Raw genomic sequence first — 20,398 nt, 5'->3', positions numbered from 1 at the left:
TCGGCCGAAATTTACGGTGAAAGGGCTTCTGCATTTATTCATAGTATTGGGGAGGGTCTTCTACGAAGTACTCGTCTTCAGCGTAAAATAACCGACAATAGCCTCATAGGGAGCAGGATGCTGCGTTTCGAGCAAATTTTCCACCGGAGGATTCGTCAGCAGAAAAGCGGCACCCTATCCTGCTCAGCCCGCCGGCCGCATGGCGTTTTTTATGGCTGTAATAAACTCAGAAGCTCTTTCAACTTAGAAGCGAATTCCTCATTCAGCTTTTTGCCGCTTAGTGCCTGAATCTCCTGAAGCAAAGGCCTGATGTTCGGTTCCTCCCCGTTCACCTTCGCGAGTAAGCTTTGCAGAATGCCATGTCCGTCAATCCACCCTTGCTCGTATGCATACTTCAACAATGCAGGCAGGTCCTCCCAGCCGAACGCCACAGTCAGCGTCGCCGACGTGCTTGAGCGGTTCCCTGCGCGGTCGGCCGCTTCCGCTTCGAGGCGGTGCTCACCCGGCATTAACGATAAAGGAGAAACCTCATGCGGACTCGCGACCTCCGTGCCATCCAATCGAAGCAGAGCGCTATCGACACCGCTTTCGGCATCCTCGGCTTCCACGGCCAAAGTCGCCGCCTCCAGCAAAGTCACGCTCTCTGGCGCGACGATGCGCAGGGAAGGAGCCGTTTCGTCCGGCGCCGCGGGAGGCACGTCGTTGATAAAGACGAACGAATCGTACAGCGACGTATTCTTCGAATCGGCCGTTCCCTTCGTCCATTGAATGAAGTCGTCGCGTCCGTTCTGCAGGTCCGCGTCGTTCACCGCCACGTTCAGGCCGATATGACCGCCAATGGATGGCTGCAAATGACCGACATAAGTGGACGGAATCTTGAGTTCGTAGAATGTCCGTTTCGCCTTTTCGTCCCGGACGGCAGCGAAAGGCGTCTTGCCGCTGATGTCGCCGTTCGGATTAGGAAGCGAAGAGCTGAAGATATTCGTCAGCAAGGTGCCCGTGTCCGTCAGCCCGAAGCCCCATTCGACGTCGTCCGGCCCATAAGGCGCTTCGCGATTATTCAGAGGGTCGAGGCTGATCTGCACGGAATCGTTCTTCCATAAGTTCGCCGCGTTCTCCGACTGCTTATGGATGTTGTCACCGACGGAGAGCGCCAGCAGAAGGCCGTCGTCCTCCCACTTCGCGTAAGCCGCCGCTTCGAGATTGTCCGGATCGTGGTAGCCGCTCGCATTCTGCGTCTTATATCGCAGGTGGATGGGATACGCGTCCTGCCAATCGATCAAGTCGCCGTCGATCGTCACACCCGTTGCCTTCTGAATCAGAATGAAGTCAAGCGGCATCGCCCCATCGCGGAAGAGCGTCTTTCCGCTGGCGGCATCTTCGACCTTCACGTCGACCAGGTACTCGTTGTACGGCCTGCGCTCGTGGTCCGTCCAGACAAAATCAAGGCTTAAGACGTCGCCCTTCTTCAACCCACTGAACGTATTGCCCGCAACCGGGGCGAGCGGAACACCATCCGGTCCGACGACCGTCACGCCGCCTGACTTCGCGGCCGACGAGGTGCCCGTCAGCTTCACCGTAACCGTCTCAAGCTCATCAATCGTCTTCGTGACGGGAGCAAGCCGCACGCCGATGCCGTCCTCCACGGTCAACTGGGCTTTCTTCGTCTCGAAGACAGCGCCGTCCGCCAGCAGGTCGAAGCCGATATCAACCCTTCCGTTGACCGCGTCTTCCGGAACGATCACCGTAAGGACGGCATCCTCCGTTCCCCAAGCGGGGACTGTCATCGCGATCGATTGAGGCTCGGTCTGGGAAGCGTCCCAACCGTCCGGCAGTTGCGTCTGCACCGTCACTTCCCTGGCAACGTCGGTATCGTTGAACAAGGAAATCGTGAAGGAGTTCGGGGACCCCGCCTCTCCGCTCGCCTGCGTAGGCACGAGATTGGAGCCGACGCCGACGAACTTCGGCTTCTCGGAGGCGACTATCGCTTCAGTTGCTGCCGCGAACTCCCGCGCCAGCAGGTTGTACGCGTAGCTGTCCGCGTAATCGCCCCTTGCACGCGTCGCTTCCGCCAGCCTGCCGTACCGGTTCATCCGCAGCACCGCTGAAGCGGAGACAGGCATAACGTTGTCGGTTCCTTTGCGATTCTCAAATGCTGAGGTCGCAGCCGTCGTAGCCGGCTCGTAGTCAAGAGAGTTCGCCGTTGCGGCTCCCGACTCCGCTTTGGCATACGCCAAAGCGACAGATGCGTTCTCTGCCAGATTGTACAGCGCTTCCAAAGCGACGTATCCCGCAGCCACCGCGACCGAACCGTCCCCGATCTGCCCGGCTCCTTGGGCCATCAACTCGTAAATCTCGCCTACCGCGGACTCTAGAGCCGCATCGGACAGTCCGCCGCCGCTAATCCCCGGCTCGAATGCCGCCGCCAACGAGGTAAGTGCCGCGAGGTCGCCATCCACGATGTTGCCGTTCGCCCCCGTCCGCAGCGCCTCCAGCTTGCCGGCTGCTTCGGCTTGCTTGGATGCGAGTAGCTGCGATGCGGCCTCATAGACGAATTTTTCCGGCAACCCCGTCAAGTAGACGGGCGAGCCGCTGATCGTTAACGACACGTTTCCAGAAGTCGGGAGCGGGATCGACACGCCGTTAATGTCCTTCGCCGTCATTCCCGCGGCTGCGATGGGAAGCGTTAGAACGCTTGTTGGCGGCCGAACGTCGGGATCGTCCTTGTGGTCGGTTTTCCTCCAGGCAGCCAGAACCGGTTCCCCATCCTCCAAGAACAACTGGACGGACACGTTCGGATCTCCCGCATCCCAAGTGCCGAGGTACCTCGCCCGCTCCAGGGAGGTCATAAGCTGATTCACCGCCGCGTACGCCAGCTTCGGCCGCCCGTCGTTGTCCGTGATGCCCCAGAAGATGTCGTAGTAGCGGTCATCCGTTCCGTCGTTCTTGTAATCGTAATACTCGTAAGCCTTCACCTGATCGAGCGTCAGGTAAGTCAGGAAAGCCCGCACGATGTAATCCCGCTGCGTCTCCTCGGTTACCGACGGGTAGCCGGCCTTCGCCGTCGGCCATCCGCCTTCCGTCAGATAATAGTCCTTCCAGCCGCCGTACGCGTTAACTTTATCCTTGACGCCGTCAATCAGGTTGGGCAAGTTGTCGTCAGGCATCGAGTTGTACACGTACGGATGGAACGAATACGCATCGGCGAAGTCGTAGGAGCCGAGCGCCAGCTCCTTCGGCAGCACGCTAAGCACGCTCGACGTATGGTCTCCTGCGAGCAGCATTGCATCGGGATCGGCTTTTTTCATATTCAGGTAGGCGATCTTCTGCAATTGGACGAACTCCTCGGGGATATACGGCTGGGCGAAAATCTCCGGCTCGTTCGGCATCTCCCACTGTCTTATCTGTCCCTTGTAGCGATCCACTGTACGGTAGACGAAATCCCCCATCGCCCGAAGCGCGGTCGAGGTATTCGTAATCCCGCTCTGATAATATGCGTTCTGATCGATGCCGAGCACGGTGATCTGGTTGAAGCCGTAATCGAACAGCTTATTCAGGAACAAGTCGGTCCCGGCGTAATCGTAAACCGCGTTGCCTGAAGCGTCCTTCACGTTCTTGTCGACGTCCGCCCAGGAGATGCCGGAGCGATGGTGCTTGGCTCCAAGCTTGCGTGCTCCGTCGATAATGTCGTCCCGCCAATTAAGCGCGTAATGCGTGTTCAGCCCAAACTTACTCTCGTTATCGAGATCGAGGGGGGCGCCCTCCGTTCCTGCTTGACCGATGATCGCCACTCGCATCTGCTTGGCTAGAGCCGGCATCGACTTCCCGTCAAGCGTAAAGTTCGACTTCACCTCATAGGTGCCGATCGAGCTTAAACCCGGCCCGAATGACAGCGTATCGTTCAGCTTCTCGTAGGCATCGAGATCGTATGACTTCGTCCCAGAAACGACCGCCCGGAGATCACCATCGGCGCGGCTGACCTCATAGTCGATCTGAAGCTCGTGCGCCGCCGCTCCGGCATCGATCGCCAGATCCAAACCCGGATTCTCGCCCGTCAGGTAGATGCCCGAATAATCTCCCGCCGGCTGCAGATCGATAACGTAAGGCAGCGGCAGAGGCTCGATAGAGAAATCGTCGATCATCAGATTAATGCCCCCGACGACGTTCCATTGGAAGTAGCCCTTGACCGGCGCCAGCGGGTCGGAATCTTCGCCGCTGGCGATCTCGACTCCGTCGATCAGAAGCTTGTGAGTGATGCCGCTAATGCGAAGCTCGTACTCGTGCCAGCCCCCGAGCAGCGACTGCACATAGTTCGCGATCGGATAGTTGCCTCCGAGCGTCGTCTTCCGCATCAGAAAATACTTCGAATTGTGCGTTGCCCACTCCATCACGTTGTTGTTCGCGTCATCCGCCGCGCGATAGCGAAGGCGCCATGTATTTTGCGCCGCGGTACTCGTGCGCTCGTACTTCGCTTTGAACTTGACAATGAAGTTGTCCGCGTTGCGGTATTCCGGCAGGTTCAGCTTGGCGCTCCCCGAACCGTTGAGATTAAACACTTTGTTGCCGTCTTCAAGTTGTATGATTTTGGCGCTTCCGCCTGTCGTCCAGCCAGCCGGAGCGGCGTTCGCCGTTTCGCCTTCGAAGTTGTTCGCATACGCAGGCATCGCCGCGATCGGTACGACCAACTCGCCGGTTACCGGATAACGGGCTATTCCGCCCGCGCCATCCTCCGCCGTCAAGTAATAACGGATGGACGTCGCCCGGTTCGTTCCGGGAACCGTTCCCAAGAAGACGCCGGCTCCCCCCGGCGTTGCCGCCAACTCCCGGTCCGCCTCTTCATCCCCGTAGCCGTAGTGGATCGCGGCGGTCGATTCGGGAGTGGCGCCCGTGAGCGAGAAGGAGATCGGCAGGTCGGCGAAGTAAGGGACGCCCGAAACAGGCGTATGTACGATCGAGAGATCGCCGCCAGCCGGCTCATCGGCCGGAAGCACCTCTACCCGATCGACGCTTAGGCTGACAGTCGATCCAACACTTCGGAGAGCGAAGCCAACGCCGCCCGAGACGAGTGAAGAGTCGGAGAACGTCGAGATGGTCTTCCCGTCTATGGAGAGGGTGAATTGCGACCCGCGAATGTTCAGCCGATAGTCGTGGCGGTCCGCCAGATCGAATCCCGGCAGAACAGCCGCGATATCGACGGAGCTGCCAACCTGCGAACTTGCCGAAGAATTGGGATACTTCCAAAGCTCGACCCAATGCCCGGTCTTGAATTCTAAAAAGTAATAGCTCGTTCCCGACGAGTAGCGGAACATGACACGGAAGCGATCACCTTGGGCATCGAAGGCCATTGCGTAATCGGTGGAACTATACGGCAACGAGGAGGCTTTGACGACCGCACGTTGCGGGGATGTCGATGTCGTCATCCCCGCCAGCTTCGCCGCGGCTCCTGAGCCTTGAATCTGCCATGCCGCGCTGCCAAACAGATCCCATCGCGTCAACCCGCCGTCGAAGTCGTCCGAGAACAGCAGAGCCGCCTCTTCCGCGGAGGCCGCGGACACCTTAATGCCAGGAAGTCCTGGCCAGCCTTGTACTAATAGAGCCGCAATCAAAAGTAGGGCAACAAACCGAAAAGGGCTGCTCATTCTGAATTCCCTCCTTGAATGAACAACAAGCACCTCTCTGACGTTCCGGAATAACCGGATCGCCAGAGAGGTTGCTGTCGTTCTATTGATTACCTGCCTGCTTTTTTCTGGATCGAAGCTTCAAGCTCACTCAGGATTTGTTCGCCGCCTTGAGGTCTCTACTTCTTGATGAAGTCGTCGAACTTGTTGAAATCACCGCCCATTATGATCTGCGTGAACACCGAATCTCTCAACATGTTCAGTTCGGTCTGCTTGGCGATCTTGGTTGGGGAGTCCAGATCGTTGGAGGCGAATCGCCCCTCCTCCAAACCTCTCTTTTTTAGAAGACTCGCTTTCCCGAAATCAACGGAACTCCTGGCGATTCCTTGTTTACCGGATGCCGATCAACCTGAAAGCGATTACATAACTAAGGGTATCGAAATCCAGCCGAGCCGAAAACCGGGGCAAAGGACGATAATACCGGGGAAAAGTCCAAATCCCAAAGAGACTCATTGCCCTCCCCCTCCTCTGCCCATTGGCAGTATTACCCGCAACAGGAGCGAGCGGAACTTCATTGGGAAAGGCGACCGTCACGACTCCAGACTTCGAGGTTGTATACGTACCCGTCCGCTACAGTCACCTTCTCGATCTCATGCGTAGGCACGAGATTGGAGTCTAGAAGCTATCCGTTCCCGCGCTCGGATCCAGGGAAGTAACCATCCAATTGGCGAAGTCGTAGACGAGCTGCTCTCCATCTTCAGTCACAGTGAATATGTGGCTGTTCTGGTCCTGCTTCAACCACGGCGTATCGAACACCTTAAACGACGAGTAAACAATCGGTGTACCGTTGATTTTGTGTGTATTGTTATATGTCGCCGAAGCTGCGTCAAAAGTGATATCCATCGTATCCCCGTTCAGAGCGTGATAGATCAGGCGAGGATTCGTCTCGTCGAGATGGCTCGCGTCAACCGATGCGTTCGTCAGAACGGCACTCTTGAACGCTGCGAAATCCGCGTATTCAGAAGCATCAGCCGTCTGAAGCACCCAGCCGTTTTTGTCCGCTTGACTTCGGAGAATGTTGTAGTTGTAAAGCAGCATTGCCGTCGGGTGCAGTTGAGCCGTCGTTTTCACCTTGTTGGAAGGGTCGGTGTTCGTCTGGTAGTACCAGGCCGCCGGCTTCACAAATTGGAAAGCGAAGTACATCGGCCCGGCGTTGACGAACGTCCAACCGCCTTGCTCCTCCTTGGCGATCATCGATCCTGTATCCGGGAATAAGGCGTTGATGTAGTTCGTCGTTGGGCTGTTCTCAAGCTTAAACACCCCTACGGCCGCTTCGCCGTCCTGCATGATCCGATGGCTCGAAGGCTGGTCATAGTTGCCGATCGGAGCTGTACCTTGGTCCGTGGACAACCGGAACAGCGGATTCGCCGCATCGGAGTGCCAGCGCAGCACGACGGGCAGGTCCTCGATCCAGTTGTCGACGCGTTCGTATTGAATCTCGGTCGCAAGTCCCCACATCGGCTTCACGAAGGCTTGGCGGTAGATTTTCATTCCGCGTCCGCTCGAGTTCTGCATCGTCGTCTTGCGGGACTGGTACTCCTTGGATGTGTTCTGTCCGATTCGGATCGCTAACTCAGGCGGCTCGTAGCTCATTCCTCTGTAGAGCACCAAACCGAGATATTCGAGGTTCGGACGGTAGAGAGATGGTGCCGAATTGTCCGACTCGCCTACCGCCTGCTGGGCGCGGTGCGCACCGAAGTAGGCCCAAGATAACGCGGTATGCTCGGCTCCCCGCCACGAAGGGTCAACCGCGGACACGGAATCACCCTTCGCTCGGCTCTCCGAGGAGATGGGGTAGCCGTCGATCCAGTCGTTCGCCCACTCGAACCACATGACGTCCATCGCCATCTTTGCTTTTTGCCGGAGGTCGGCTTCGTCCGAATACTGATAGATCGCATTTAGGCAAAAATAGGTCATAAATGTGTATTCCGGACTCTCGTATTCCGCCCACCCCTTATGCACGCCCGCTTCGATCATAGCTATCACATTCGCCTTGTTGATACTCTTTAGCGTCGTACCGGAATTGCCGTTCAGATCGACCAGATCGGGAAAATACTGCCCAACCAGATAGCCGGTCGCGTAATTGCTCATTCGCAAATTCTCCGTCTGAGCCAGCTCAGCATAAGCGTACGAAGCGAAGTAGGCCCGAACATGCTCCATCATCGCACTGCTGAATTGATCGCCGACCATGAGATAGGCGTACATCTTGGCCATTGTTTTGTACTGTTCATAATCGTAGGTCTGATACATTGCGTCCAGCTTCTGTAGGTTGTTCGCCACGTTCTGTCCATCAAGGATTTGGGCGACATATTGCGTGATGTTAAGCGGTCCGCTCTCCTCCTGCATGGTCTTTGCTTTGACCCACAGCCATTGCTTGCGGCTCTCGATCGTACCTGGGAATGGCGCATACGTGCTCTCAATCGGCGGTGCCTCCGATACGGTCACCTGATCGAACACGGCGGTCGCGAGGCGGCTGTTCGCATGGCTCGTAACGGCCAACCCGATGTAGATCGTCTCCGGCAGGTTGATGGTCTCCCTCTTAATCAGCGTCCAGTTGTTGCCGTCATAAGAATCATAGGCGCTGATCCCGCGCTCGTCGCGCACCAGCTTAAGCCAATACGGCGCCGCCGCCGTCGTGCCGTTCGTCTGCGTGGAAACCCCGCCGGGAAGCAATCTATCTTGGAAAATCGTGCCGTGGGAAGGAGTCGATGCCACGAACGCGTACGGAGATTGCGGACTGAGGTTCGCGCGGATCATGACGCCGGCTTTCGTCCATTCGGCCGTATTCGTCACGCTTGCCGTTCGCGCGACGATCTGTCCATAACCGGTCCAAGGGCGGTACACCAAGTGGAACGCATCCGCCGTTCCCCAGATGTCTGCGCCGGAACCTGATACCGTAAATGAACCGGAATTCGCGTCGTAAACCGCGCTTCCCGCGATGCCTACGGTGCCGATATCCTGGTCTCCGAACGGAGTCGGCAAGCTGCCAGGAGAGTCGTTCGTCTTCGCTGTCACCACGTTGCTGGCCTGGGAGGCGTTTCCGGAGCTGTCCCTTGCTTTAACAGTAAAGCTATATGACGTTGCCGGCGTCAGTCCCGTGACTTGTGCACCGTATACAGAACCGCTGACGGATAAAGCCAAGGTACCGTCTCGATAAACGTCATAGCCTGTCACACCTTGGTTGTCCGTCGATGCCGTCCACGAAAGATTGACACTCGTATCCGTCTGACCCGTCACTGTAAGGCTGCTGGGCGCCGTCGGCGGCACCGTATCCTGTACGCTGCCCACTTCGTACACAGCCAGGTCGTCTATGACGTAAGCCTCGTCAGATCCCCCGGTATCGACACGGACGGAGAAACCGATCTCCAGGTTCGAGATCGTGCGCTGGCCGCCATTCGGCACAACGGTGAAACGGTAGCCCGAGATGTCGACGTCGTTCACCGTTTTGAGTATGCCTTCCGTGCTCGTGTAGGCGGCAGTTCCCGTTATCGTTGTCGCAGCCACTGGGAACCGGGGCACGTTGACGTTGTCGAAGTTACCGAATTGGATTTGCGCGTAAATGTCCTTGGCGACCGGCTTGTCGCTCATAGCAGTGCGCTCCAGCTTGTATTCCAGAATGAAGTCCACCGGCTGGCTTCCAACTGGTTGGTTGTACACCTGGTTGATGCGATCCTTTAACGTCCCGCTGCTGAACCTCTGATAGAAATAACTGGACACGTTCGTGCCGAGCGAAGCATCTCGGAACTCCAACGCGTTGTTGCCGTTCTTCTGCACGATCTGCTGCGTCCCACCAGACGAAGCATTGGATAAGACGAACGAACTCGTTCCCCCGTCGAAATGCACGTCCATGTCCGCCGCCAGCAGATTGACCATCGGCGCAGGATTATCGGCCGATACGCTGCCGCTCAGCGCAGGGAACCCGCCCCACGCTAGCGTCAACGCCAGCAGACTACTTGCGATTTTTTTGCCCCTCATTGCAATTCCTCCCCCATATTCTGTTGATTTCATGCCCTTTCATTACTCTCCCTCACTTATCAGGACATTCCTTTCCAACATGTCATCTTGGCGCTACATCACCTCCTTTCGGATTAGTCCACCGCCCGTCCGATCGCGAGAGTATTCCGGTTATGATCCGAACCCCATTTAATTCGTAAGCGTTTACAAAATGTGTCGTAAGAAAGACCGCAGCTAGATACGGTCCTCTATGACTTAAGCGCGAATTTGCTATTAGAGCTACTGATTTCTTTTCATAGCAGACGGATAAATGAGCTTCTGGGGCTAGCTAGGCGATTCGTCTCTCGCCCTTAGTCAAATCGGGAGTTAGAGGCAGAACAATAGGCAGGACTATAGCCGTTCAACTCGAAGACGCATCCAGGCTGAGCATTTCTCTCCCGGGTGAAGTGTGAGAGCCTCGCCATGCTTCAGACTGTCGTGAATGTCGGAAAAGCGAGAGTTGGATGGCTCCAGCGCAACGGTATACATCTCCTCGTTGTTGCTTGACCAGTAGCGCAGATGCGGCCAAGTCTCCTTATCCCACATCAACCTCAGTCGGATTCCGAGCCGGGGATTATCGATACCCACTTCTGCTTCCTCGAAGCCGAATAAAGAAACGAAGCAGTTATCCCCATCCATCCTCCTCTGTTCTGCTTCGCGCAGATCTTTAATTCTACCGTTATCCAGCGTTATCTTCCCAACCTCTTCCTCGAACGAGGACAACAGCGCCCTTGAATCCGGTGCTGCATCATACCAAAGCGCTTGAAACACCCGACTCCCTGGTGGAAGCGAGATTCTCGCGGACCCATCAACCAGCGGCTCGCCAAAAGCCGGGTGTTGCGTCCAGATAAACTGGACGGGCCATCCCCCCACTCCTTCGACTTCCTCCTCAACGAACAGCTCCGGCTTTCCCGCACGCAGCCGGAATTCCTTCACGACTATCAACGGGGATTCCGTCAGCGCTACCCTGCATCGCACCGCAATCTCACCCGCCACGTTCCGACGAAGCTCGAACTCCCACGGAACGCAAGCGGATTCGCCTTCACGATCGTGTCCGATTTCGCGGCCGCCGAACAGTGCTCGATTCGGCAATAGTTCCTGCCATCCACCAGGATAAGGCTTCGCGTAATGAGTGAGCGGCTTCGATCGCAAGTCTCTTCCATGTAGAGGCTCTAGTCCGCTCTTCGTCTTCATGAGCAAGTCAATGCCTAGCGGCTTATATATAAGTTCCCACACATCCGCTCCTTTACCGACCAGAACGACGACAATCAGCCACTCGTTCTCGAGCCGCACAGCCGGTATGCCCTCGACCGAAAGCTCACAAATGTCCAAGAAACTCACGGATCAACCGACTCCTTCCTAGACTCCTGCCTTACGACGGCAACGCCGTATCCATCTATAGTAATCAGTCCGCCGTTTACTGGCCGTCCGTTCATCAGGTCCCATCCGCCGACGGCTTCCTCAAGATGGAATTCCACCGTCTCCGAATTGTGATTCAAGACGAACAAATACGTGCCTTCTTCTCCTTCTCGAGACGTAATCTCCACCCCAGCCGGAACGTCCCGGCCGCCAAGCGATTCCAAGCCGTACTGCTGACAGATCCATCCGAACAGCTCGCGTAAGAAAGCATCCTCGGGGTGAGTTGCTACATAATATGCTTCTCCCTTGCCATACTTATGGCGCGTGACAGCCGGTTGCTCGGCATGGTAGTCTTCCTCGAAAGTTGCTAGGGACTCAGCTCCTTGCAGATGAACAACTTCCGCCCATTTTTGGACTTCATAGCTCGGGCACATGGAGTCACTCGTCAGGAGCGAATCGGTCACGCCAGCTCCCGACGAAAAGTTCTTTTCGATTACCCTTGCCGCCACTCCCTTCTTCCATGTAATTCGATTGGCCATGTCCGGTTCGAAAGCATCCCACTCCTCCACAATGATTCCGAACACGTCGTCGATCGGCCGCAGGAACCCTCCGTACTCTACAACGTCGTTGCCGTTAACCATGCCGCTCATGTAGCTCATGACCAGTTTGCCTCCACGCTTAACGAAAGCGCGAAGCTGCTCCGGTACGCCCTCCTCGAACATGTACAGCATCGGAGCGACAACGATCTCATATCTGCTTAGATCGTCCGTCGGGTGAACGACGTCCACGGGAATGTTCGCCTCGTAGAACGGCCGATAGAAAGCCGTTACCGCATCTCGATATGAGACGTCACGGCTCCCGCGATTCCAATCAGCAAGCCAACTAATTGTTACATCGAACAGCACTGCGACCCGCGCTTCTCCAATGCCCGCCGATGCGAGCACTTCCAGCCCTGCCAATTCTCCACCTAAATCACGGACCTCCCGAAAAATTCGGTTTTCCGTTTCTGAGCCGTGGCTGACCAGGGAGCTGTGGAACTTCTCCACGCCCCCCCGGCTTTGCCGGAACTGGAAGAACATCACTGCCTCCGCCCCTCGCGCTATTGCCTGGTAGCTTTGGAGACGCATCATGCCCGGTCGCTTGGCGGGATTGTACTCCTTCCAGTTGACGCTGCCGGTCGCTTGCTCGATGAGGAGGAACGGCCGGTGCTTCAAGCCGCGAAAATAATCGTGCTGGAATGCCGACCAAACCGCGTGATCCCGATGAGGAGGATAAGAATCCCACGCTATGACGTCCAAATGAGGCGCCCATTGTGGATGGATCTGTCCCCGGAAGTCGAGGGAGTAAAAGTTAGTTGTGACGGGAATACCTGGCGAACGCTGAACGATCTCATCTTTCTCAGCCAGAAAACCTCGCAGGTTGGAATCCGACAAAAACCGCTGATAATCCAAACTGTGGCTTGTGTGCGACATTCCGCCAATAGGCGGCGAAACCTGCTCCCAGGAAGTACGCGTCAGGCTCCACTGGCTGAGTTGCCATGCCTCGTTCAACCGTTCCACCGTACCATACTTGCGCTTGAGCCATTCCCGGAACGCCTCGGCACAATGATCACAATAGCAATGAACGATGTATTCGTTATTGATGTGCCACAGGAGCAGTGCTTTGCGCTTTCCGTATCGTTGGGCTAGCACGGCCGCAAGCTTACGGATTTCCGCCAGATAGACCGGGTGATTCGGACAATATGCCTGCCGACTCCAATGTACGGCCCTCTGACCGTTCTCCCCAACCTTCAGCATCGTCGGATGTTCATGGAACAGCCAAGCCGGGGGCGCGGCCGTCGGCGTCGCCAGGACGATTCCGATCCCGCTCTGCTCCAACCGATCAAATACGGTATCCAATCGGCGAAAATCGTATCTATTCCGTTCCGGCTGAACCGCCGCCCAGCCGAACACGTTTAATGTAACTGCGTTAACCCCCGTTTCTTTCATGAAAGCAACGTCCCGCTCCAGCATCTCCTCAGGCCACTGCTCGGGATTATAATCTCCGCCGAACCTGATAACTGGCTGAACCCTTTTCATATCCAAATCGTATTCCCTCCTGTCAAGGACGGGTACCCAGCGCCTCTCAGCTGCCGGATACCCGCGGTCTAACTAAGTATTCCTCTCTTACTTCTTACTTGCCAGAAAAGAGTCGATTTGTTTCTGCAGCTCGACCTGAATTTTTTTGGCGTTGCCTTCGGCTTCTTTCTTAAACTTCGTCCAAGTTGCATCGGGGTCGGTTACGCCATTAAACAACGAATTGTAGTATTTGTCTTCGGTAGCATTATACAGCGAGATTTCGTTAATGACCGGCGTCGGATCGAAAGAGAAGCCCGTCAAGATGCTCGGGGTCAGGTTGGAAGCTTCTTTATTAAACTGGTAGTGCTTGATCGACTCCTCGTCGAAGCCCCCGTTGAGACGGTCCGTTGTAGGATTCCAAATCCATGCATAAGGGAAGTAGCTGTAGCCCGAACCGATCTGCTTGTATTGGTCGTCGCCGATCTTCTCATAGTTGTTACCTTCGATGCCGTAAGCGAGCAAATCGTAGTTGTCCTTGTCTGCTGCCCAGTTAAGGAACATCATCGCCCGTTCCTTGTGCTTGCTGACCTTCGGAATCGCCTGGAAATTTGCTTGCTTGAAGTTTGTAATGTTCTTGCCCTTCTCCATCTTGATAAACGTGACCGCTTCCAGTTCAGCGCCCGGAGCATTCTGTGCAAGGGCAGCGCTAATCGAAGAAGGTACGCCAAATTCATTGTACGTGGCTACAGCAACCTTGCCGGAATTGATGACAGAGTCCACGTCTTTGATTGCCAGAACGTCTGGATGGATTAGGCCATCCGTGTATAACTTGCGGGCGTCTTTGATCCACGACCAAACGCGAGGTTCCATCTCGTCGAACAGGTTGTAAACCTTGCTGTCGTTGTTCTTATAGTAGAGCACGAGGCTCTGGCCGAGTGCATCCGAGCGCAGCAGCTGCGGATCGTATTCCATGAAGGAGCGGAACGCTCCCCAGGAGACGTCCTTCTGGCCGGATTGCCCGTACGCGAGCAGCGGCACGATATCCTTCTCATTCTCTTTGACTTTATACGCGAACTTGATCAGATCATCATAAGACTGGATCGGCGGAAGCCCGTATTTCTCGCGAAGATCCTTGCGCACAAGATACGTTCTGCCTGCGAGATGGGTGTTGCCGAGGGGCAGCGCGTAGATGTGACCTTGGAACTTGTTGGCGTCGAACATCTGATCGGAACGGACCTTCACCGCGTCTTGGCCGTACTTGTCCATCAGGTCTTCCAACGGTTCATAGTAACCGGCGCTGATCATCTGATCCAAGTGCAGCCACGGTGCGTCGAAGATAAGATCGACGTCTTCACCAGAAGCGAGCATAACTTGTGTCTTCTGAGCCAAGTCCGACCATGGAATGAACACAAGGTTAAGCTTGACGTTGATCGTATCTGCCATCCGGCTCTCGGCTTCCTTAATGACCGTGTCCATATCCGCCGGGCGGTCTCCCGGTACGACTATTTTAAGCGTGATTGGGTCCAGCTGAGAGGACGATGTCCCCGATATCGCCTCGTTGGCAGATTTGTTCGAACTGGCTGTGTTACCGGCGTCGTTCGAATTCGAGCCGCATGCCGCCGTTACCAGAAGAAGCACGGTTGCCGCAATTACCGTTAATCCTTTTCTAAAAATCATGTTTAATGACCTCCTATATAATACGTCTCTATCCTTAACCGGACTTTATGTCCCCGTGTCAAGACTAACCCTTGAGGGCGCCGATCGTAATTCCTTTGACAAAGAACCGCTGAACGAATGGATACAAGAGGAAAATCGGGCCGATGGTCAAACATACCGTCGCGAGCTGAGCTCCATAAGTAGGCAACGGTTGGGTATAAGTCGTTTGGCTACCGCCAACGTAGGCGCTGATATTTATGTTGGAGATCAGCTGACGGATCATCATCTGCAATGGATGCAGCTTATAATCATCAATGAACATGAGCGCCAGGAAGAAGTCGTTCCAATATTGCAGCGCGTAGAAAAGAGCGACCGTGGCAAGAACGGGCTTCGAAATTGGCAAAATAATTTGGAAAAAGGTTCGAAGCTCGTTTGCTCCGTCTACCGTGGCAGCTTCGTTGATCTCATAAGGGAGCGTCCGGTAGAACGATACCATGATGAAGGCGAAGAATGGGTTCAACAGATAAGGAAGGATGAGAGCCCACATCGTATCCTTGAGATGGAGCCAGTTCGCAATCAGAATATAGAATCCGACCAGGCCTGCACCGAAAATCATCGTGAAGTAGGTCAAGAAGCTTAGAATATTGCGGTACTTAACTCTTGGATGGGCCAGCACATAGGCGTACATCGCCGTAATTAGCAAAGCTAGCACCGTGCCCACGATGGTCACCATCATGGAGACACCGTAGCTGCTAGCTACCTGCTTGCCTTTCATAACGAATTCATAAGAATACAAAGTGAAGTCGTGCGGAATGAGTTGATAGCCGTATTTCTTGATGGCAGATTCGGCCGCGAAAGAATTAATGAACACGAGCCAGAACGGAAGGAAGCATATTAGGGCAAACAATCCACTGAACGCATAGATAAAAATAACGAACAACCTCTCCGAGAACGTTCGGTCGTTTTTGATTTTGGCCGCTTTTTTGGAACGGACTTGTTGAATAGCGTTTTCCACGCTTTTTACCTCCTTGTTGTCGGAATCAGAATAGGCTGGCATCATTGTCGATTCGTTTGGCGAGCGCATTGAAAATAATGATGGTTACGAGTCCCATCACAGATTGGTACATGATAACGGCTGATGATTTTCCGAAGTCGCCAAGCTGTCTCAGTGCGCGGTAAGAGTAGGTATCGATCACGTCCGTCGTCGGGTAGAGCGGCGCGGTATCGCCGACGATGCCATAGATCATTCCGAAATCTCCGTAGAAAATCCGCCCAACCCCGAGCAACGCAAGCACGATGACAACGTTGCGGATTAACGGAAGCGTAATGTGGATGATCTGTTGGAACCGTGTTGCTCCGTCGATACGTGCGCTCTCGTAATACTCGCCCGAGATGCCTGCGATCGCAGCGAGGAAGATGATCGAGTAGTACCCCGCGAACTTCCACACATAAACAATGGTGAGCACGGCTGGCCAAATGCTCGGCATTAGATACCAGTTCTTCGGATCCAACCCGTTCGCAGCAAGCGTCCGGTTCAGGATGCCGTCGGTCATGTTTAGGAACGCAAACACCATCATGCTAACGACAAGCCAGGAAATGAAGTAAGGCATAAAAATGAGCGATTGAGCTATTTTCTTATAGAGCGCATTCTGAATCTCGCTTAGGAAAATAGCGAGCAGAAGCGCGATTCCGAGGCCACAGACGATAAACAACCCGTTAAGAAAAATGGTGTTGAACGTCACCTTATACCAATCGCTACCCATGAAGAAAAACTTGAAGTTGTCGAAGCCAATCCACTTGCTTCCCCAGATGCCGTCGGCAAGCCGGTACTGCTTAAACGCGATCAAATGTCCGGCCATGGGCACATAGGCGAACACGATCAAGAACAATAACCCGGGCAATGCCAATACGTACAAATAGCGGTTTCTAACGATCTCTCTAATGAATCCCACCCGTTTTTCGTCTCCTTTCTTGCAGTCGGCAATTAACTTGCTCTGCGTCCAACATTACGTGCGCCGCGCTCGGTCTGTATAGTTCTCATCTTGGAAAAAGGGCTAGAAAACCGCATGAAATCAAGGTTCTCAAACTGGAATTCGGTTCTCGTGAAGGAAATAGGGTGAAGAAAAGCCGCAGTGGAGGCGAATATAGGGGGCTCTTCGAACAGGAAGGCTTCAAGTGAAAATAGTTTTTTATGGGATTAGAGAAAGTCATTTAAGAATCAGCTATGTGCTAACAATTCCATAGCTAAAAACTCCGCCTCGCCCAACCGAGCGATGCGGAGTTCTTCAAACGTTTATACCCCCTCACGATACTGGCTAGGAGTCTTGCCCGTCGCCTTCTTGAAGACCGTGAAGAAGTGGCTCTTTGTCTGGAAGCCCGCTCTCTCGCCGATATCCGTTACCGTCCATTCGGTCGTATCTAGCAGCTTCTTAACCTCCTCCACTCGTTCTTGAAGAATATAGTCCGACAGCGTCATGCCCCACACGTCCTTGAAAACTTGTCTTGCATGACGGGTCGAGAGTGAGACGTGCTCGGCGATCTCCTCGATCGTCAGATTCGGATCGTGCAGGTGACTGCGTACATAATCGACGATTTCCGTTACGACCTCATCGCGGCGGCTTGAGTTTCTCCTGCTGCTGAGTTCCTCGATGATCGCAAGTAACTCACTCTCCAGCCAGCTCCGAACGCCGGCCAGCGTATCGAACGATTCGAGCAAGCCGTTAATGCCTTCCACCGATTCGACAGATGGCAGCTTGTTGAACGCCTTGAACAGCGTATACAGCATATGCGACAGCTGGAACTTGCTTTGGGCGTACAGCATGGAATGCATCGGCTCGAAAATCCGGTCTAGCCCTGCCGACACTTCCTCCGTTCTCCCCATTCGGACTTTTGCGATCAGATCATCCAGTAGACTGTCGTCGGGAAGAGGCTCGACCTTCCGCATGTAAGCTTCGAAGTCTCGCTCCAAGAATACCTTGCTCTCGCCCGAGACGAACTGCAGCATCGTCAGTTCGAGGACGTGCTGATAAACGGCGCGAAGATCGTCTACGGTCGCTTTCTGTCCACTGACAGAGAGAGCAACCCTAACCTGCGTCCACTGCATGATTTGTTCGCCCGTCTCTTCCAGCAATCGCAGTAGAAGGTCCCCCTTCAAAGTGCCTCCCGCTATCAGAAGCACGAGATGGTCACCTCCCAGGTCGACCGCCTCGGCGAAACCTTCGCGCCGGATGATTTCCTCCGCGATGTTACCCATTGCATACTTGACCAGCTTGCGCGAAGCAAAGCTGTATTTCTCCTTAAACGCGCTGTAACCGTTAATGCGAATGACTCCGACAAAGAGACCTTCTTCTTCGAACAACGCAGGGATGGCTTCCTGACGCAAATACGTCTCTAATGGCGTGATAAGCTTGCCCTGCAGGATCCATTGCCGCAAGTACTCGGCTTTGATGACGTTACGATGCTCCCTCATCGAAGAATCAAGCTGGTCCATCCGGTTCTCCAACATCTCAATCCCGTAGCGGATGACTCGGTATTCCTCCGAGGGTCCCTCACTCGTCATATTGCGAAGCCCTGTTCCGAACTTCGACTCCAACTGGTTGGCAAGTTGAGAGAACGGGCGGTACGTCCGCCGGGAGTTCCAGAACAAGATGGCGAGCAGTAAAATGATAAGGCTTGCCAGAAATACGGTCATTCTCGTCTGAAACGTGCGGAAGTCGGACTGGATGCCGGCCAATTTCGCCATCTGAAAGAACGTCCATCCTTGTGGTTCGATTTTCGCATATTGAACCGACCACGTCTCGTTTTCATATCGAGCCGTGAAGCTCCCTTGTTCCGCCGATACCTTGGACGCGTAGCCATTGTAAAGAGACTCAAACGAATCGTTCGCCGGTCCGAGCATCGCCTTGCCCTTATCGTCCAGAATAAACGAAAGGACGCCTGCTTTCCCATTGTCCTTCAGCAAGTATTGCTTCAACAGATCCTCGTTAAGTACCAAGACGAGATAGCCGAATGAAAGCTGGCCGGAAGGGACGGTCGGGATGACGAGCGCAAGTTTGGTCTTGCCGTACAGCTCGTGAGGAATAAAGCGCTGGTAAGAAGGCTGAGGATGCCGTACCAGATCTAGCATTGACGGATCGCGGAATTGTGCGAACGAGGAGATGCCGTAGCGAAGATCGATGACGTGCTCAGTCTGCATGTTGATCATGTAAACGTTATCAAGGAAGGGTTCGGTCGCCATGTATTGCGTCCCCGCCGCCAAAGCGTCGACCTGGGTCCCTTGCGATTCGGCGTCCGCCATCATCCAAGCTTGAATGTTCTTGTTCGCGTACATGTTTAAGCCGTATGAGATCATCTTATTAAGCAGGAATTGCGCGTTGTCCCGAGAATGCGCCATCTCTGCCTCGCTCACCTTATCGATCTGATTCATCGCATAGCGGGAGAACTGATTGGACAGCAAGAAGGCGAAAGGGATGGAGACGATCGCCAAGAGAAGGCCGACTCCGAGAAAAATCCGGAGATACGTCTGCTTCGGAATCAGCCTGTTCGCCCCGGCCACAACACTCATTCTGCCGATCCATGATTGTGGCATGTTGCCAGCACCCTTTCTTATTGATGTCTGTCTGCGACTTCTATCTGAACGCCGTTCTCCTTGCATGTCTGGAACAACGTCTCTTCCGGAAGCTCGTCGGTCACGATGCGGCCGACGCCTTTTAGCGGAGAGAACGAAGCGAGCGCACGAGCGCCGAATTTCGTATGATCCAGCACGACGACGGCTTCCGCGGCCTGACGGATAGCAAAAGATTTGATCTCGGCTTCATAGAAGTTGGAATTGCTGAAGCCATGCTCGGCGTCGATGCCGGTTGCTCCCAGAAAAACAAGGTCGAACGCCATGCCGGACAAGTTTTGAACAGCAATCGGACCGACAAGCGAGAGCGTTGACTCTAGTAGCGTCCCGCCTGTAATGGTGGTCGGGATGCCTCTTGCCGTGAGTTCCTGAGCCACATTCAGTGCATTTGTCACAACGGTCAGCTTTTGATCCGACGGAAGATACCGGGCGACCTGAAGCGTCGTCGTCCCCCCGTCAAGAAACAAGGAATCCCCAGGGTGAACGAGTGAAGCCGCTTTGCGTCCGATTCGGATTTTCTCATCGGTGAGAATTCCCGTTCGCTCTTTTAGAGCCACGTCTTGCCCAACAAAGATTGCCCCACCGAACGTCCGCTTTACGACGCCCGTCTCCTCCAGTTTCTCAAGATCGCGGCGGATCGTCATCTCCGTGACGGGGAAGGATTCCCTCAATTCGGCGATTCGGACTTCCCCTTCGCGGGAGATCAGGTTCAGCATCTGCGATTGTCTGGAATTCAGTTGGCGATGGGCTTCAGGTTTCATGACAGCTTCCTCCTGTCTTATTTTCTAGACTATTTTTGCACATATCACAATTGGCAGGCATTCAATCCTTCATCCTGCTTTTATTCGACATCTTCTTCGATTATGGCATTCGCTCCTATCATCGAATAGGCGATAGAGATAAATGTATCCCCAGCGGCAGCAGAATATTTCCTGCTTGCCGGGAGGATAACGATGCTCCAGACACATTGCTTTAATAAAGCATGAGGGTCCCTCGATCGAGCATCAATCCATGTTTACGTAAGCATTGAA

The 20,398-nt window shown here is 54.5% G+C and carries 10 protein-coding genes; all 10 read right to left on the bottom strand.

Features of this window, described 5'->3' with window-relative positions; all coding sequences use genetic code 11:
• Nucleotides 1–209: 209 nt before the first annotated feature.
• Nucleotides 210–5,639 carry a sugar-binding protein gene (locus GCU45_RS25500; RefSeq protein WP_152401447.1) on the bottom strand — a complete coding sequence of 1,810 codons (5,430 nt, stop codon included), beginning with the start codon at nt 5,637–5,639 and terminating at the stop codon, nt 210–212.
• Nucleotides 5,640–5,797: 158 nt separating this feature from the next.
• Nucleotides 5,798–5,947: a hypothetical protein gene (locus GCU45_RS33900; protein ID WP_167527222.1), complete on the bottom strand. Its 150-nt coding sequence runs from the start codon at nt 5,945–5,947 to the stop codon at nt 5,798–5,800.
• Nucleotides 5,948–6,293: 346 nt separating this feature from the next.
• Nucleotides 6,294–9,653 carry a fibronectin type III domain-containing protein gene (locus tag GCU45_RS25495; RefSeq protein WP_244364253.1) on the bottom strand — a complete coding sequence of 1,120 codons (3,360 nt, stop codon included), beginning with the start codon at nt 9,651–9,653 and terminating at the stop codon, nt 6,294–6,296.
• Between the two features lie 369 nt (nt 9,654–10,022).
• Nucleotides 10,023–11,012, bottom strand: coding sequence for a DUF4432 family protein (locus GCU45_RS25490; protein ID WP_152401444.1), 990 nt, complete (start codon nt 11,010–11,012; stop codon nt 10,023–10,025).
• On the bottom strand, nt 11,009–13,108 hold the full coding sequence (locus GCU45_RS25485; protein ID WP_244364667.1) for a beta-galactosidase: 2,100 nt from the start codon (nt 13,106–13,108) through the stop codon (nt 11,009–11,011). Before GCU45_RS25485 ends, GCU45_RS25490 begins: the two co-directional genes overlap by 4 nt.
• 87 nt (nt 13,109–13,195) lie before the next feature.
• On the bottom strand, nt 13,196–14,764 hold the full coding sequence (locus GCU45_RS25480) for an extracellular solute-binding protein (RefSeq protein ID WP_152401439.1): 1,569 nt from the start codon (nt 14,762–14,764) through the stop codon (nt 13,196–13,198).
• A 64-nt stretch (nt 14,765–14,828) separates the two neighbouring features.
• Nucleotides 14,829–15,713, bottom strand: coding sequence for a carbohydrate ABC transporter permease (locus GCU45_RS25475; RefSeq protein ID WP_425281306.1), 885 nt, complete (start codon nt 15,711–15,713; stop codon nt 14,829–14,831).
• Nucleotides 15,714–15,783: 70 nt separating this feature from the next.
• Complete coding sequence (locus GCU45_RS25470) at nt 15,784–16,695, bottom strand: ABC transporter permease (RefSeq protein ID WP_152401437.1); 912 nt, start codon at nt 16,693–16,695, stop codon at nt 15,784–15,786.
• A 341-nt stretch (nt 16,696–17,036) separates the two neighbouring features.
• Nucleotides 17,037–19,331, bottom strand: coding sequence for a helix-turn-helix domain-containing protein (locus GCU45_RS25465; protein WP_167527221.1), 2,295 nt, complete (start codon nt 19,329–19,331; stop codon nt 17,037–17,039).
• A gap of 17 nt (nt 19,332–19,348) precedes the next feature.
• Entirely contained in the window at nt 19,349–20,128 is a 780-nt protein-coding gene (locus GCU45_RS25460; protein ID WP_152401433.1) for a DeoR/GlpR family DNA-binding transcription regulator, read from the bottom strand.
• Between the last annotated feature and the right edge of the window lie 270 nt (nt 20,129–20,398).

It is taken from the genome of Paenibacillus cellulositrophicus (genome assembly GCF_009363095.1).
Classification (GTDB): Bacteria; Bacillota; Bacilli; order Paenibacillales; family Paenibacillaceae; genus Paenibacillus_AQ; species Paenibacillus_AQ favisporus.
Note: the sequence above shows the minus strand (reverse complement) of the source record. Positions and strands in the feature narration are given on the sequence as shown.